The sequence below is a fragment of the Flavobacterium sp. genome (assembly GCF_043779715.1).
Classification (GTDB): domain Bacteria; phylum Bacteroidota; class Bacteroidia; order Flavobacteriales; family Flavobacteriaceae; genus Flavobacterium.
Genome location: NZ_JAYWDT010000188.1, coordinates 1 through 15,601 on the forward strand (window position 1 = coordinate 1; position 15,601 = coordinate 15,601).

The following is a 15,601-nucleotide window of genomic DNA, read 5'->3' on the forward strand; positions in this document are numbered from 1 at the left end:
AATTTATAAAACTTTCCATTTTATCACAACGCTAAACAATAATGATTTTAAAATTGAAAGTGATTTCAAATTACTATCAATAAAATCAAATTTTTATAGCTTTAAAGGAGATATAAATAAAATAGCTTTAACTATCCATAAACCGCCTTGTTAATTAATTGTTTTTATAGAATATTAGGAATCAGTCTGATATAGTTATTCTTTTTATAATTATATCGAACTGGTATTACAAAACAATTAATTAAATTAAGATGAAAAAAATATTATCTATTATAGCCCTTTCGGCTACTATGGCTGGGTTTTCACAAACAGATACCACAACAGCTAACCAACTTGGAGTAGTAAAAATAGAATCGCAACGTTATACAAAATCAAAGAAAAATAACTCTCAAGCAATAGAGTCTATTACTCAAAAAGATATCGAATTTGGAAATTACCAAAATACTGCTGACATGCTTTCTAATTCAGGAAAACTATTCGTTCAAAAATCACAACAAGGTGGTGGAAGTCCTGTAATTAGAGGTTTAGAATCAAGTCGTATATTATTGCTTGTTGATGGAGTAAGAATGAACAACCTTATTTTTCGTGGAGGTCACCTACAAAATGTACTTTCGGTTGATGAAAATATGTTAGAAAGTACTGACATTCTTTTTGGTTCATCTTCAACTCAATTTGGAAGTGACGCATTAGGTGGAGCTATCAATTTAATTACCAAAAGACCTTTATTACTTTCTCAAAATAACGGTAAAGCATTTTCTGGAAGCTTAAATACAAGATATTCTACTGCAAATGAAGAAAAATCAGGTTATGGAGATTTCAGATTTTCTGGCAACAAATGGGCGACATTAACTGCTATATCATACAACGATTTTGGCGATGTGAAAATGGGAAGCAAGAAAAATGGTCATAACGACTTTTTTGGTGCAAGACCATATTATATAGAAACTGTAAATGGAGTAGATAACATTGTAAAAAATGATGATCCTTTAATACAAAAATTTTCTGGTTATAAACAATACAATGCAATGCAAAAAGTATTGTTCAAACCAAATGAATCGACTGAACACAATCTTAACTTACAATTCTCAACTACAACAGACATCCCTAGATATGATAGATTGACTGATTTAAAAGGTAATGGTAATTTAAAAACGTCTACTTGGAATTATGGCCCACAGAAAAGAATTTTAGCTGGTTATAAATTCAGTAAACAAAAAGCGATTTTAAATAGTGATTTAACAATTGGTACTAGCTACCAAAATATTGAAGAAAGTAGAATAAATCGTAATCACGGAAAAACTGGTGAAGAATCGAGAGTTGAAAAAGTAAGCGTATATTCTATCAACGCTGATTTAAAAGCAAAAATTGGTCAAGGTGAGTTATTATACGGAGTTGAAGGTTTTTACGACGATTTAAAATCGACAGCTAGTATTACGGATATTAAAACAGGAGTTGTAACACCAACAAACACAAGATATCCTGACGGTAAAAACTTTACATTAAAAACTGATGCTTTTGCTACTTACTTTTCTAAACTTACCAAAAACACTACCTATAATTTAGGAGCCAGGGTAGGTTATGCAAAATTACATAGCGAATTTAAGGATAAAACTTACTTCCCATTCCCTTTCTCTGATATTGATCAAACAAATATTACTTATAGTGGTGCAGCTGGTATTACCAACAATTCTACTAAAAATGTAAGAGTAAGTTTTAACGTAGCAACTGGTTTTAGAACACCAAATGTTGATGATTTAGCAAAAATTTTCGAATCTGCTAAAGGTGTTTCGTTAGTTGTTCCTAACCCTGACATCAAACCTGAGAAAAATGTAACTGGAGATTTCAACATTACGCTTTATACCGACAAAATTTTCGAATTTGAAAATACCGTTTTCTACACACAATTATTTGACGCTATTGTAACTGATAAATTTAATTTTAACGGAGAAAATACAGTTATTTATAATGGAGTAGCAACACCTGTTGTTGCAAATCAAAATTTAGGAAAAGCTGAAATTTTTGGTTACTCAACCTCTCTTAAAATAAACATTTTAGAAAATTTGAAATTCTACGGAAACTTCAATTACACATATGGAAGAGTTAAATCTGAAAATAACAATACTTCAAAACCATTAGATCACATCCCTCCTATTTACGGGAAAACTGGTTTCAATTTCGAGAATAAATGGTTAAATCTTGATTTAAACATGTTATACAACGGCAAGAAACATTTAGAAGATTACTCAACAAGTGGAGAAGATAATTTAGTTTACGCTCCTGCAAAAGGAATGCCAGCTTGGCAAACTTATAACTTCAAAGTGGCTGTGAAACCGTTTAATTCTTTAACGGTTTATTCTGGTGTTGAAAATATTTTAGACATTCAATACAGAAATTTTGCTTCTGGTATAAATGCTGCTGGTAGAAATATTTACTTAGGAGGAAAATATAATTTCTAATTTTTTTATTTATTGCTAAAGATTTTATTTAAAACTTAGGCAACGTTTTTACATACAATTCTTCTACTTTTTTTCTTGCCCAATCGGTTTTACGCAAAAAAGTTAAACTAGATTTTAATGTGGGATTCTCTCTAAAACATTTTATATTTATTAGCTCTCCCAAAGTATCAAAACCATAAAAAACAATTAGTTTTTCTAAAATTTGCTGTAATGTAATTCCGTGTAAAGGATCTTTAGATTTATTCATTTCCATAAAACAAAAATAGTATTAAAAAATTCAATAAAAAAACCATCAAAGTTTCCTCTGATGGTTTGCATTTTAAAACTTAGCTTATATTATTATTGAACTGCTAATGAAGCATCTAACATTCCATATCCATATTCTGCATTTTTATTAGGATATAAATGCGAAGATTGACGCATTTTTGTTAAAACTTGGTCACGAGTCCATGTTGGATGCTTAGACCAAACCAATGCTCCTATTCCTGCTGCTGTCGCTGTCGCTACCGATGAGCCACCTACATAATCTCCTTGTCCTTCATTATAACTGTTTACAGGCACTGTATTTCCTGTACCAGCTCTTTGCATCATTATTGTAAAATCTATTTTACTTCCTGTATGACAAACATCACATGCTTGATAAGTAGAAGTCTCTTTTATCCCTGTTACTGCAACAGTTTCTGCCATCCAAGCTGGAAAAATCACACCCACAAAAGTTGTAAAATCTGTTGAAGTCCCTCCAGCACAAAAAATTAATTTTCCTTTACTATAGGCATATTTTATTCCGTCTTCGATTTTCCCTACAGAGAAAACATGTCCCATAGACATCGAAATTATTTTTACATTCGTATTATTTGCTAATCCTGTAAAAGCATTTTTAACACCATTTTGTTCATGATAACCATCTAGGACAACATTTGATGCAGCTCTATAAGTAATAAGATTAGAATTATATGCCACACCAACTGGCTGGCCATTGTCATTTCGAGGTGCTGCTGCAACAGACGACATGCTTGTACCATGACCACATTTGTCATTTGCACCATCAGTTGTTGTGCTCCATGGCCAAATAGAATCTACATAAACACCAAACTTTTGAACGGTTCTACCTGACGAATAACCATCATTAAAACTTGAGTTAAATAGTGTATTTACTGTTGAAGCTCCCGTATCTACTACTCCAATAGTAACTCCTGCTCCTGTGCTATAACTCCATGCACTTGTAATATTGTGTTTATAAAAGGTCCAAGGCGCTAATGCATTAGGAGTTATCGTAGTATAATCTAATGAACTTATAGTTGATGATTCTAATCCGCACCCTGAGGAAGATGCGCTTTTAGAATACTGATTTTTTACCTCAAAATATTTATATCCAGAAGGTTCTAAATATCTTAAATAATTACTGTTTCTTAAAGCTATTACTGTTTCTTGTTTTTCGATAATTACATCTAATAGATTTAAGTAGTTATCGGAAGATATTAATATTTTATCTAGTTCTTTTCCTTCATGTTTTTTAATAATTGCGAGTAAGTCATTTTGAATTTTCTGATTATTTGATGTCATACTTCTATCAAAATTTGATGCTGAATTCCCGAAACCTATTGTTGCAATATTTTGCCCTTGAGCCATAGCGCTCCACAATAAATGATTCGAAGCTTCCTTCCAATTAAATAAACCTTTTGTGTTTATAGATTCATCAATTTTTGCATTAATTTGTTGAGGAGATAAAGGATCTTTTTGTGAAGCTTCAATTACTATAGAATCATCAAAGGAATCTTCTTTTGTACATGATGAAAAAACAAATAACGATAAAACGAATAATTTTAAGATTTTTTTTGTCATTTTGATTGGTTTTTTTGGTTATATCACGAATATATTAATCATTATACATAAATAACAACAAAATCGTTTAACAGTAATAAAAAAACGCTGTACAACATTTAAATACAATTTAACTAATTAAAAATCAATAATATATTTATTATTTTTAATTAAAAATGTAGAATTCTAATAGATAATTGTTCAGTTTCAATTTTGTTGTTACATTTGCAATCCTATGCTAAAAACAGTTAACATACTAAACAAAAGAGCCAAATTCGAATACGAAATCATCGATCGATATACTGCTGGAATGGTCTTAACTGGTACCGAAATAAAATCGATAAGATTAGGTAAAGCTAATATTGCCGAAAGTTTTTGTGAGTTTCAAAACGAAGAACTTTTTGTTATTAATTCTAATATCGAAGAATATCATTTTGGTCATCAATACAACCACAAACCAAAAAGCGAACGCAAACTACTTTTGAACAAACGAGAATTAAAAGGATTGCTAAAAGACGTTCAAAATAAAGGACTAACCATTATTCCTTTGCGATTGTTTACAAATGAAAAAGGTATGGCAAAACTAGACATTGCACTTTGCAAAGGAAAGAAAACTTTCGACAAGCGTGAAACCATCAAAGACCGCGATAATAAACGCGATTTAGACAGAATAAAAAAAGAATTTTAAATACTTTTTTTATTCTTTTTCTTGAAATAAAAAATCCTAAATTAAAACTTAATTTTTATCCTCCAATAAAGGAACGAACTTGAAATCCCCAAACTCATGTTTCTCGAATTGGGTTTCGTCTTTTCTAATAATGAGTGTCATTACTTGGATCTTTTCGCCAACAGGAATTACGAGTTTCCCTCCTATTTTTAGTTGTGACATTAATGCTTTTGGGATTTCTGGTGCGCCCGCAGTTACTATAATGCTATCAAAAGGTGCGTGATTTGGTAATCCTTTATAACCGTCTCCAAAAGACAAATGTTTAGCTCTAATTCCTAACTTTGGTAGTAATAATGAGGTTTTTTTAAATAATTCATTCTGACGCTCTACACTATATACGACTGCACCAACAGTACACAAAACTGCTGTTTGGTAACCCGAACCTGTTCCTATTTCTAGTACTTTATCACCTTTTTTAACTTCTAATAATTCTGTTTGAAAAGCCACCGTATAAGGTTGCGAAATAGTTTGACCTGCTCCTATCGGGAAAGCTTTGTCTTGGTAAGCATAATCTTCAAAACTAGAATTCAAAAAAAGATGCCTCGGAATTTTACTGATAGCTTCCAAAACACTTTTGTTAGTAATCCCTTTTTGCTGTAAAACGTTTACTAACTGATTACGAAGTCCTTGATGTTTCGATGTATCTTTCAATTTTAGGGGTATTAATTTTTGTAAATTTAGAAAACAAATTGTCAATTATCAATAAGCAATTATCAATTAATTCCTATTTTTGTTCAAAATACATTTTTATGCTAAAAGTTGGCGTTTTAGGTGCTGGTCATCTCGGAAAAATACATTTACGATTGCTACAACAATCTGAAAAATACGAATTAGTAGGTTTTTATGACGAAAATCAGGAAAATGGGGCTAAAATAGCAGCCGAATTTGGTTACAAACAATTTGAAACTATTGCAAAATTAATTCATGCTGTCGATGTAATTGATATTGTCACTCCAACACTTTCTCATTACAAATGTGCCAAAGTTTCTATAAAATCCGGTAAGCATGTTTTTATAGAAAAACCCATTTCAACCACTGTCGAAGAAGCCGAAGAAATTATAGCTTTAGCCAAAGAATATAATGTAAAAGGGCAAGTGGGTCACGTCGAAAGATTTAATCCAGCATTTAAAGCGGTTAAAAGCCAAATAAAAAATCCAATGTTTATCGAAACCCATCGTTTGGCCGAATTTAATCCTCGTGGCACCGACGTTCCCGTAGTTTTAGATTTAATGATTCACGATATTGATGCTATTTTGAGTGTGGTAAACTCGAAAGTAAAGAATATCTCAGCAAGCGGCGTTTCGGTAATTAGTGATTCTCCAGATATTGCAAATGCAAGAATTGAATTCGAAAGTGGCTGTGTTGCCAACATTACTGCGAGTAGAATTTCGATGAAAAACATGCGTAAATCTCGATTTTTTCAGAAGGATGCTTATATCTCAGTCGATTTTCTTGATAAAATTTGCGAAGTAGTAAAAATGAAAGACGCTCCTGAAACTCCTGGTGATTTCGATATGATTTTGCAAAATGCCGAAGGTGTAAAAAAGCAAATTTATTATGAAAATCCATCGGTAGAACCTAATAATGCTATTTTAGATGAATTAGAATCTTTTGCAGATGCCATCAATAATAATACAACTCCAGTAGTTACTTTAGAACAAGCAACTGACGCTTTACGAGTGGCTTATCAGATAATAAATTGCATGGAGAAATAATCTTTCAATTCTTAAATTTTTAAATCTTTTTAATATTAAATAATGAAAAACATAGCAGTAATTGGAGCAGGAACAATGGGTAATGGAATTGCACATACTTTTGCACAATCAGGATTTACAGTAAAACTAATAGATATTTCGGAAAAATCGCTCGAAAAAGGTATTGCAACTATTGCAGCAAACTTGGATCGAATGGTAACTAAAGGAACAATTACTGAAGAAGACAAACACAAAACCATTGGAAATATCATCACTTATACTGATATAAAAGATGGTGTAACTGGTTGCGATTTAGTCGTTGAAGCGGCTACTGAAAATCTAACTTTAAAACTGAACATTTTCAAACAATTAAGCGAAGTTTGCGATCACAATACGATTTTAGCAACCAACACTTCTTCAATTTCAATTACACAAATAGCAGCTTCGGTGTTGCATCCAGAAAGAGTAATTGGTATGCATTTTATGAATCCTGTACCAATTATGAAATTAGTCGAAATCATTCGGGGTTACAACACAACCAACGAAGTGACTAAAACCATCATGGATTTATCTGTAAAATTAGGAAAAATACCTACCGAAGTAAATGATTATCCAGGATTTGTAGCCAATAGAATTTTGATGCCAATGATAAACGAAGCCATCGAAACATTATACAACAAAGTAGCTGGTGTTCAAGAAATTGATACCGTAATGAAACTAGGAATGGGTCATCCCATGGGACCATTACAATTAGCTGATTTTATTGGTCTTGACGTTTGTTTGGCAATCCTAAACGTCATGTACGACGGTTTCAAAAACCCTAAATATGCACCTTGCCCATTATTAGTAAATATGGTAATGGCTGGAAAATTAGGAACAAAATCTGGCGAAGGTTTTTATGATTATGCCGAAAGCAAAAAAGCAGAAAAAGTTTCTAAACAATTCTCATAATTAACAATGGATAATTATCAATTGAATTAATGGCAAAAATAATTCCATTCAAAGCCGTTCGACCTGCTGCCGACAAAGTAGGATTGGTAACTTGTAGAACTTACGACGATTATAATTCGGCAGAGCTAGCTGCTTGGCTAAGTTATAATCCGTACTCGTTTTTGCATGTTATACATCCCGCATTTGCCAATGCTCAGAGAATTACCATTGACAAGCGTTTTAAAAGTGTGGCACATAAATACCAAGATTTTAAAGACGAACAAATATTAATTAAGGAAGAAACTCCAGTTTTTTATTTATACGAAATTCAAACAAAATCGAATCTTTTTTCAGGAATTATCGCAGCAACTTCGGTAGATGATTACAAAAATAATGTGATTAAAAAACATGAAGATACTTTACAGTTTCGAGTAGAACTGATAAAGGATTACATGAAATACACCGATTTTAATGCCGAACCAGTATTAATAACCTATCCAGATAGTGTCGAAATAAACACTTATATTTCTTTGCGAAAAAAAAGCAAACCTCTTTACGAATTTGCCACTACAACAAAGGAAAAACATACACTTTGGAAAATTGATACGCAAAGCGAAATAGATTGGTTACAAAATCATTTCGAAAATATTCCAAATTTATATATTGCTGACGGACACCATCGTTCCTCAGCAGCCGAATTATTATTAGACGAAAACAAGGACACGAAAAATGAAAATCTCAAGTATTTTATGAGTTTTCTTATTGCGGAAAGCAATGTCAAAATATACGAGTTTAACAGGATTGTTAGAGATTTGAATGGTTTTACTAAAGACAATTTCATTTTGAGAATTTCTCAGCATTTCAACATCGAAAACAAAAATCAAGAATTGTGGAAACCGCAAAACAAATACGAATTCGGAATGTATCTCGATGGTAGTTTTTATGCTTTGTTTTACAAACAAGAAAACATTCACAAATCAGAACACTTCGGAATCGAAAACTTAGACTCACAAATTTTGTACGATACCATTTTGCATCCACTTTTGGGTTTAGAAGATTTGAGAAATGACGAACGTATCGATTATGTTTCAGGAAAACAATCTATTTCTATTATCAAAGATTTAATAGACGAAGGAGAATTTGAAATTGGATTTATGTTGTATCCTTCGGATATTTCCGAAATAAAAGCTCTAGCAGACCATAACCTAATCATGCCACCCAAAAGTACTTACATCGAACCGAAATTTAGAAGTGGTTTGGTGGTTTATGAACTTTAGATTTAAAAGATTAAAGAATTGTAAGATTGAAAAATTCACGTCATCTTGTCATTCCGAGGAACGAGGAATCTCATCAAATATAGAAATTATGAAAGTGGAATTACACCAAAAGAAGAGAAACTTAATCATGTTAATTCCTGCATTTTGGGCAGCTCTTTTTGATATTTCAATAACCATAATTTATCAACCCAAAGAGTATTGGAATGGTAATTTAAATATTGCCAACGAGGCAAATCCAATTGGTGCATTTGCGATGCAAAATCATGTTTCGGGAATATTTATAATATCTAGCTTATGGTTAATATTAATTGGCTTAATCGGCATATTTCTTACAAGAAAGCAAGTTCAGTATTTTAGTTTATTTGTTATGCTTTGTCATACTTGGGGAGGTTCTTCGTGGATAATGAATCATTTTGGATTTCCTTTTGTAATATTATATATTGCTATAAACACTACCCTTTTTCTAAAAATACAAGAAAAAATTGAAAAATGTCAATAACTCAGAACCTAAATAAAATAAAAACTTCACTTCCTGAAAACGTTACACTTGTTGCGGTTTCTAAAACCAAGCCAATTCCTGATTTGATGGAAGCTTACGAAGCAGGTCAACGCATTTTTGGAGAAAACAAAATCCAAGAAATGACCGAGAAGTGGGAAGCGATGCCAAAAGATATCGAGTGGCACATGATAGGTCATGTCCAGAGTAATAAAGTGAAATTTATGGCAGAATATGTGAGTTTAATTCATGGAGTTGATAGCTTAAAATTACTAGATGAAATAAACAAAAAAGCCAAGAAACACAATCGAATTATCGACTGTTTACTACAAATATACATTGCTGAAGAAGAAACAAAATTTGGTTTAGACGAAAATGAACTGAACGAATTATTAGCTTCAAACGAATTCAAATCATTGCAAAATATCCGAATTGTAGGGCTAATGGGCATGGCAACATTTACCGAAAATCAGAATCAAATAAAAAAAGAGTTCACACATTTGAAATCGATTTTTGATAGTTCTAACTCATTATCAATTGTCAATTGTCAATTATCAATTCTTTCTATGGGAATGTCTGGCGACTACAAACTCGCAATCGAATGCGGAAGTACGATGGTTCGAATAGGAAGTAGTATCTTTGGCGGAAGAAATTAAAAAATTTAATAATTGAATGATTGAAAAATTATCTTTGTAAAAATCTTTAAATTTCAAAATCTTTAAATTTTCAAATCACATTTGTACGCAATACTAGACATAGAAACCACTGGAGGACAGTATAACGAAGAAGGAATTACGGAAATCGCCATCTATAAATTTGACGGTCACCAAATCGTAGACCAATTCATCAGTTTAGTGAATCCAGAAATTCCAATTCAGCCGTTTGTAGTAAAACTTACGGGGATAAATAACGCTATGTTGGTTTCCGCACCCAAGTTTCACGAAGTGGCCAAACGCATTGTCGAAATCACGCAAGACTGTGTCATTGTTGCCCACAACACCGTTTTCGATTATCGAATCCTTCGCACCGAATTTCGCCGTCTAGGTTATGATTTTCAAGCAAAAACACTTTGCACGGTCGAGCTGGCCAAAATTCTAATCCCAGAACAACCTTCTTATAGTTTAGGGAAATTAGTTCGAGCCTTAGGAATCCCGATGACAGACAGACATCGTGCCGAAGGAGATGCGCTGGCAACAGTAAAATTATTTAAAATGTTGTTAGACAAAGATTTGGAGAAAGTGATTGTCAAAGACAATATCAAAACCGAAATTATCAAAGGTATTCCGCCTAAACTATTCAATATTATTGAATCATTACCCAACAAAACGGGAGTTTATTACATTCACAAAGAAAACGGAAACATCATTTTCATTGGTAAAAGTAGAAGCATCAAAAAAAGAGTCAATCAGCATTTTACAGGAATTACAAAAAGTGCGATAAAAATACAGCAAGAAGTTTTTACAGTTACTTATGAAGAAACTGGAAGCGAACTTGTTGCACTGCTCAAAGAAACCGAAGAAATAAAAATAAACCGACCTATTTACAACAGAATGTCGCCTAAAACTCATTTCCCTGTAGCCATTTATTCCGAAGTAGATCAAAATGGTTATCTGAATCTGAAATTGCAAAAAGCTGATGGTCGCAAAAAGGAAGTTACAGCCTACACAAGCCTCCAGGAAGGAAAAAATATATTATTCAGAATCAGTTCTCATTATAATTTGTGTCAAAAACTAACAGGTTTATACGAAACAAAAGCCGAATGTTTTCAGCACAAAATAAACGAATGTGATGGCGCATGTATTGGCAAAATTACGCCCGAAGAATACAACAAACGTGTACAGGAATTTATCACAAAAAGTAGCTTCGAACACCAAAACATGGTCATTGTCGACAAAGGTCGAACTATCAGCGAGCGCAGTGCTGTTCTCATAGAAAATGGCGTTTATAAAGGCTATGCTTTCTACGATTTAAACTATCAAATAAACAATATCCAAATCCTGAAAAACCTTATAATTCCTATGCCTAACAACCGCGATACCAGAAATATTATACAAGGTTATTTGCGAAAAAATAAAGTGATGAAAATCGTAAAATTTTAATTTTTTCAAGAGCTATTCCCGCTATTCGTTGCAATCTTTTCCTTGCTAAAGGAGCAAGAAAAAGGATTTTTACTACTATCGGGGCTAGTAGATTTATGATTGATGATTAACGATTTTTGACTGCAGATTTTAAAAAAAATGAACTATTTAATAACCATAATCGGACCAACAGCCATAGGAAAAACTGCCTTAAGCATCGCTTTGGCAAAACAATATGGTTGTGACATTATTTCCTGCGATAGCCGTCAATTTTTCAAAGAAATGCGAATAGGAACTGCAGTTCCGAGCGATGAAGAATTAAGTCAAGCCACACATCATTTTATCCAAAATAAATCCATTTTTCAAGAGTATACAGTCGGTGATTTCGAAAAAGAATCCATAACAAAACTATACGAGTTATTTAGTAAAAATAATATTCAAATCATGGTTGGCGGTTCAGGATTATATGTAGATGCCGTCTTAAAAGGTTTTGATGCTTTCCCAAACATCGAGCCTTCTATTCGTGAAGAAATTCAAAAAAAACATGACGAAAATGGAATCGAATATTTACAACAAAAACTCCAAGAATTAGATATAAATTATTATACTAAAATCCTTTCCGAAAACCCGCAAACCTTACAAAACCCACAACGTATGATGCGTTTTGTAGAAGTTTGCATAGGAACGGGAAAGCCCTATTCTTCGTTTCTAAACAAAGACAAAAGCGCCAGAAACTTCACTCCTATTATCATTGGTTTAGAGGCTGACCGAGAAATTATGTACAATCGCATCAATCAGCGAGTTGATATTATGATAAACGAAGGTTTGCTTGCTGAAGCCGAAGAATTATATCCAAATAGAGATTTAAATGCTTTGCAAACTGTTGGTTACAGGGAATTATTTAGTTTTTTTGATGGTGATTTTACTTTAGCTTTTGCTATAGAAGAAATTAAAAAAAATACCCGACGATTTTCTAAACGACAACTCACTTGGTTCAAACGTACTGAAAACACCATTTGGTTCGATTATAAAACAGATATTTCAAAAACAATTGATGTTATCAACTCCAAAATTGAATAAAAAAACACTCCAATAAACACACTTCACTACCACAAATAGAATATTCGTTTTACCAAATAAATCTTATATTTGTCCTTCATTAAAAAAAATATTATGCAACATATTATCGACCGTTTTATAAGCTACGTAACTATAGATACCGAATCTGATCCTAACTCAGAAGCGACACCAAGTACTGCAAAACAATGGGATTTGGCCAACAAATTAGTCGAAGAACTAAAAGCGATTGGTATGCAAGATGTAACTATCGATGACAAAGCTTATATCATGGCGACTTTGCCGAGTAATGTTTCGCACGAAGTTCCTACCATTGGTTTTGTATCTCATTTTGATACCACTCCGGATTTTACAGGGAAAGACGTAAAACCACAAATTATAAAAAATTATGATGGTAACGATATTGTATTAAATGCAGAAAAAAATATCGTGCTTTCGCCAAAATATTTCAAAGATTTATTACTCTACAAAGGACAAACACTAATCACTACCGATGGTACAACGCTACTTGGTGCCGATGATAAAGCTGGAATTACCGAAATTGTTTCGGCAATGGAATTCCTTATCCAAAATCCAGAAATTAAACACGGGAAAATCCGTGTAGGTTTCACACCAGACGAAGAAATAGGTCGTGGTGCACACCATTTTGATGTAGAAAAATTTGCTTGCGATTGGGCTTACACTATGGACGGAAGTCAGATTGGTGAATTAGAATATGAAAATTTTAATGCTGCTGGAGCCAAAATAACTTTCAAAGGAAAAAGTGTACATCCAGGTTATGCCAAAGGGAAAATGATAAATTCGATGCTATTGGCAAACGAATTTATTAATGAATTACCAAAAGACGAAATTCCGCAAGAAACAAAAGGTTACGAAGGATTTTTTCATGTAACACAACTTTCTGGAAGTATCGAAGAAACGCATCTGGAACTTATTATTCGTGATCATGATGCTAGAAAATTCAAAAAACGTAAAGAACTTATTCATACCATTACCAAAAAAATGAATAAGAAATATGCCAAACAATTTGGCGAAGATATTGTAATTACTGTCGTAAAAGACCAATATTACAATATGAAAGAAAAAGTTGTTCCAGTATTTCATATCATTGATATTGCCGAAAAAGCGATGAAAAATCTAGGAATCAAACCACTTATAAAACCTATTCGTGGTGGAACCGATGGTTGTCAGCTTTCTTACAAAGGTTTGCCATGTCCGAATATTTTTGCTGGCGGACACAATTTTCACGGAAAATACGAATACGTTCCTGTAGAAAGCATTCAAAAAGCAATTGATGTCATTGTGCAAATTGCTCAAATTACTGCTTCGGGGGATTATAAAAAGACTGAAAAAAAATAATTTTTTAGACTAATGGCTACAAAAGTTTGAGATAAAGAAAATCAATAGAGTGAGGAAATTGAACTTCTAAAGTCTATTATGAATAAAACAAACCTTGTAGAAACCACTAAATGGGGCGGAATTGTTTACACCTACAATGATAAAAATGTTTGGGGATTGGCGGTTTCAAATCTTATGTTGGTCTTTGGTTTTTTTAATGGTGTTTACTTAAAAGACGAAGCAAATGTTTTAATTAATGCACAAGAAGGTGTTACAAAAGCATTGCGGCAATGGCGTTTTGCTTCAAAAAGTGAAATCAAAGAAGAATTAATCTTAGCTTATATTGCAGAAGCAATTCAAATTGAAAAATAGGTAAAATCAAACAAACCTGAGAAAAAAGAAGTCATTATTTCTGATTTTTTTCAGAGTTTTATTCATGAAAAACCTTAATATTTCTAAAGCTTTCGAGTTATTTTCTCCTTACAAACAAAAAGAATTTATCGAATATATTGATACTGCAAAGCAAGAAAAAACCAAACTCGACCGGCTAGAAAAAATAAAACCCATGATTCTTGATGGTAAAGGATTAAACGATAAGTAGAGATAACAAAAAACCACGAAATCGGATTTCGTGGTTTTTTTTATATAAGTTCTGAAAAACTATTTCTTGTTTAAAGCTTCGTTCATTTCGTTAGAAATTGCTGAACGTTCCATTTTAAGTTTTCCTGACATTGTTTCTATAACAACTGTAGTTTCTGCAAGTTCAGCTACTTTACCGTGCAAACCGCTTTTTGTAACTATTTTGTCACCAACTTTTAGGGATGCTTCAAAGCTTTTTTCTTTTTTTACTTTGTCGTTTTGTGGTTTTATCATAAAAAAATAAAACACAAATGGTATTAAAATATAAGGTAAATATTGTACAATCTGTCCCATAATAATTATTTAGTATTTGCAGGATTTCCTTCTGCTTTTGGATTAATATTTGCTTTAAAATGAATTAGTTCGCTTCCAACTTCTGTATTTGTTCTTAGTGTTACTGTTTTTTCTTGATTTCCCATTTTTCCTTCAGAGTTAAAAATGATATTTACTTCACCCATTTCTCCAGACTTTATAGGTGTTTTTGTCCATTCAGGAACGGTGCAACCACAACTAGCATGAGCATCTAAAATTACTAAATCACTTTTTCCTGTATTTTTAAACTTAAATACATGCGACACTTTATCTCCTTGTGTAATATCTCCAAAATCGAAATCAGAATTTTCAATTTCAATTTTTGGATATTCTCCGGGTTTCATTTTTTTCTTTGGAGCAATAACCACTTGATTCGATGCATATTGTGGCGCTGCAATCATATTATTTTCATCTAAAACAATTGAGCTATTTTCGTCTTTCTTTTTGCAAGACACAGTCGATAATAATGATACAACTGCAATAAAAGTCATTATATTCTTAATCATAAATTTACTTTTTACATTAAACCTCGCCCAGTTTTCTTTAACTTATCATTAACTTCAAATTCTTTCACTAAATTATCTAAAATACCGTTTATAAAAACACTACTTTTTGGTGTCGAATATTCTTTAGCTAATTCAAGATACTCATTAATTGTAACTTTTACAGGAATAGATGGAAATTTTAAAAATTCACAAATTGCCATTTTCAAAATTATGGTATCAATTTCAGCAATTCGTTCTGTATCCCAGTTTG

Annotated in this window: 18 protein-coding genes; 12 read left to right on the plus strand and 6 right to left on the minus strand. The window is 32.3% G+C overall.

What is annotated here, in order from left to right; genetic code table 11:
• Positions 1-251: 251 nt before the first annotated feature.
• Complete coding sequence (locus tag ACH2BG_RS09140) at positions 252-2,456, plus strand: TonB-dependent receptor plug domain-containing protein (RefSeq protein WP_395047387.1); 2,205 nt, start codon at positions 252-254, stop codon at positions 2,454-2,456.
• A gap of 28 nt (positions 2,457-2,484) precedes the next feature.
• On the opposite strand, the gene ACH2BG_RS09145 is transcribed toward ACH2BG_RS09140, so the two are convergent.
• Positions 2,485-2,709 (minus strand): VF530 family DNA-binding protein, encoded by a 225-nt coding sequence (locus tag ACH2BG_RS09145; protein WP_395047388.1) that lies wholly within the window; start codon positions 2,707-2,709, stop codon positions 2,485-2,487.
• A gap of 86 nt (positions 2,710-2,795) precedes the next feature.
• The gene (locus tag ACH2BG_RS09150; RefSeq protein ID WP_395047389.1) at positions 2,796-4,298 is read right to left on the minus strand and encodes a S8 family peptidase; all 1,503 of its coding nucleotides are present in this window, start codon (positions 4,296-4,298) and stop codon (positions 2,796-2,798) included.
• A 214-nt stretch (positions 4,299-4,512) separates the two neighbouring features.
• On the opposite strand from ACH2BG_RS09150, the gene smpB reads away from it, so the two are divergent.
• A complete protein-coding gene (gene smpB / locus ACH2BG_RS09155) occupies positions 4,513-4,965 on the plus strand; it encodes an SsrA-binding protein SmpB (RefSeq protein WP_091474122.1) in 453 nt (150 codons plus the stop codon).
• Between the two features lie 48 nt (positions 4,966-5,013).
• Here smpB and ACH2BG_RS09160 read toward each other — a convergent pair whose 3' ends face one another.
• Complete coding sequence (locus tag ACH2BG_RS09160; RefSeq protein WP_395047390.1) at positions 5,014-5,655, minus strand: protein-L-isoaspartate(D-aspartate) O-methyltransferase; 642 nt, start codon at positions 5,653-5,655, stop codon at positions 5,014-5,016.
• A gap of 98 nt (positions 5,656-5,753) precedes the next feature.
• Between ACH2BG_RS09160 and ACH2BG_RS09165 the strand changes: the two genes are divergently transcribed.
• From ACH2BG_RS09165 to ACH2BG_RS09210, 10 genes are all read left to right on the plus strand, one after another.
• On the plus strand, positions 5,754-6,719 hold the full coding sequence (locus ACH2BG_RS09165) for a Gfo/Idh/MocA family protein (protein ID WP_395047391.1): 966 nt from the start codon (positions 5,754-5,756) through the stop codon (positions 6,717-6,719).
• A gap of 42 nt (positions 6,720-6,761) precedes the next feature.
• Positions 6,762-7,649 (plus strand): 3-hydroxyacyl-CoA dehydrogenase family protein, encoded by an 888-nt coding sequence (locus tag ACH2BG_RS09170; RefSeq protein ID WP_395047392.1) that lies wholly within the window; start codon positions 6,762-6,764, stop codon positions 7,647-7,649.
• Positions 7,650-7,678: 29 nt separating this feature from the next.
• Positions 7,679-8,905, plus strand: a complete 1,227-nt coding sequence (locus tag ACH2BG_RS09175; protein ID WP_395047393.1) for a DUF1015 domain-containing protein — start codon at positions 7,679-7,681, stop codon at positions 8,903-8,905.
• An 88-nt stretch (positions 8,906-8,993) separates the two neighbouring features.
• The gene (locus tag ACH2BG_RS09180) at positions 8,994-9,404 is read left to right on the plus strand and encodes a hypothetical protein (protein WP_395047394.1); all 411 of its coding nucleotides are present in this window, start codon (positions 8,994-8,996) and stop codon (positions 9,402-9,404) included.
• Entirely contained in the window at positions 9,395-10,057 is a 663-nt protein-coding gene (locus ACH2BG_RS09185) for a YggS family pyridoxal phosphate-dependent enzyme (protein ID WP_395047395.1), read from the plus strand. The genes ACH2BG_RS09180 and ACH2BG_RS09185 overlap by 10 nt, the downstream gene beginning before the upstream one ends.
• A gap of 81 nt (positions 10,058-10,138) precedes the next feature.
• Positions 10,139-11,500, plus strand: a complete 1,362-nt coding sequence (locus ACH2BG_RS09190; protein ID WP_395047396.1) for an exonuclease domain-containing protein — start codon at positions 10,139-10,141, stop codon at positions 11,498-11,500.
• Between the two features lie 138 nt (positions 11,501-11,638).
• Positions 11,639-12,559 carry a tRNA (adenosine(37)-N6)-dimethylallyltransferase MiaA gene (gene miaA / locus ACH2BG_RS09195; RefSeq protein ID WP_395047397.1) on the plus strand — a complete coding sequence of 307 codons (921 nt, stop codon included), beginning with the start codon at positions 11,639-11,641 and terminating at the stop codon, positions 12,557-12,559.
• Positions 12,560-12,652: 93 nt separating this feature from the next.
• Positions 12,653-13,915, plus strand: coding sequence for a peptidase T (pepT, locus tag ACH2BG_RS09200; protein WP_395047398.1), 1,263 nt, complete (start codon positions 12,653-12,655; stop codon positions 13,913-13,915).
• Positions 13,916-13,993: 78 nt separating this feature from the next.
• Positions 13,994-14,266: a DUF1801 domain-containing protein gene (locus tag ACH2BG_RS09205; protein ID WP_395047399.1), complete on the plus strand. Its 273-nt coding sequence runs from the start codon at positions 13,994-13,996 to the stop codon at positions 14,264-14,266.
• Positions 14,267-14,330: 64 nt separating this feature from the next.
• On the plus strand, positions 14,331-14,495 hold the full coding sequence (locus tag ACH2BG_RS09210) for a YdeI/OmpD-associated family protein (protein WP_395047400.1): 165 nt from the start codon (positions 14,331-14,333) through the stop codon (positions 14,493-14,495).
• 59 nt (positions 14,496-14,554) lie between these two features.
• On the opposite strand, the gene yajC is transcribed toward ACH2BG_RS09210, so the two are convergent.
• The 3 genes from yajC to ACH2BG_RS09225 form a co-directional block, all read right to left on the minus strand.
• Positions 14,555-14,827, minus strand: a complete 273-nt coding sequence (gene yajC / locus ACH2BG_RS09215; RefSeq protein WP_395047401.1) for a preprotein translocase subunit YajC — start codon at positions 14,825-14,827, stop codon at positions 14,555-14,557.
• A 5-nt stretch (positions 14,828-14,832) separates the two neighbouring features.
• Positions 14,833-15,351: a DUF1573 domain-containing protein gene (locus ACH2BG_RS09220; protein WP_395047402.1), complete on the minus strand. Its 519-nt coding sequence runs from the start codon at positions 15,349-15,351 to the stop codon at positions 14,833-14,835.
• 11 nt (positions 15,352-15,362) lie between these two features.
• The coding region (locus ACH2BG_RS09225; RefSeq protein ID WP_395047403.1) for a transcription antitermination protein NusB at positions 15,363-15,601 on the minus strand (239 nt) is incomplete at its 5' end.

Excerpts from the sequence above, each read along its gene's own strand:
- miaA (WP_395047397.1), top strand. The coding sequence starts at position 11,639 with ATGAACTATTTAATAACCATAATCGGACCAACAGCCATAGGAAAAACT.
- ACH2BG_RS09210 (WP_395047400.1), top strand. The coding sequence starts at position 14,331 with ATGAAAAACCTTAATATTTCTAAAGCTTTCGAGTTATTTTCTCCTTAC.
- ACH2BG_RS09205 (WP_395047399.1), top strand. The coding sequence starts at position 13,994 with ATGAATAAAACAAACCTTGTAGAAACCACTAAATGGGGCGGAATTGTT.
- ACH2BG_RS09145 (WP_395047388.1), bottom strand. The coding sequence starts at position 2,709 with ATGGAAATGAATAAATCTAAAGATCCTTTACACGGAATTACATTACAG.
- pepT (WP_395047398.1), top strand. The coding sequence starts at position 12,653 with ATGCAACATATTATCGACCGTTTTATAAGCTACGTAACTATAGATACC.
- ACH2BG_RS09150 (WP_395047389.1), bottom strand. The coding sequence starts at position 4,298 with ATGACAAAAAAAATCTTAAAATTATTCGTTTTATCGTTATTTGTTTTT.
- smpB (WP_091474122.1), top strand. The coding sequence starts at position 4,513 with ATGCTAAAAACAGTTAACATACTAAACAAAAGAGCCAAATTCGAATAC.
- ACH2BG_RS09185 (WP_395047395.1), top strand. The coding sequence starts at position 9,395 with ATGTCAATAACTCAGAACCTAAATAAAATAAAAACTTCACTTCCTGAA.
- ACH2BG_RS09220 (WP_395047402.1), bottom strand. The coding sequence starts at position 15,351 with ATGATTAAGAATATAATGACTTTTATTGCAGTTGTATCATTATTATCG.
- ACH2BG_RS09140 (WP_395047387.1), top strand. The coding sequence starts at position 252 with ATGAAAAAAATATTATCTATTATAGCCCTTTCGGCTACTATGGCTGGG.
- ACH2BG_RS09170 (WP_395047392.1), top strand. The coding sequence starts at position 6,762 with ATGAAAAACATAGCAGTAATTGGAGCAGGAACAATGGGTAATGGAATT.
- ACH2BG_RS09180 (WP_395047394.1), top strand. The coding sequence starts at position 8,994 with ATGAAAGTGGAATTACACCAAAAGAAGAGAAACTTAATCATGTTAATT.
- yajC (WP_395047401.1), bottom strand. The coding sequence starts at position 14,827 with ATGGGACAGATTGTACAATATTTACCTTATATTTTAATACCATTTGTG.
- ACH2BG_RS09175 (WP_395047393.1), top strand. The coding sequence starts at position 7,679 with ATGGCAAAAATAATTCCATTCAAAGCCGTTCGACCTGCTGCCGACAAA.
- ACH2BG_RS09165 (WP_395047391.1), top strand. The coding sequence starts at position 5,754 with ATGCTAAAAGTTGGCGTTTTAGGTGCTGGTCATCTCGGAAAAATACAT.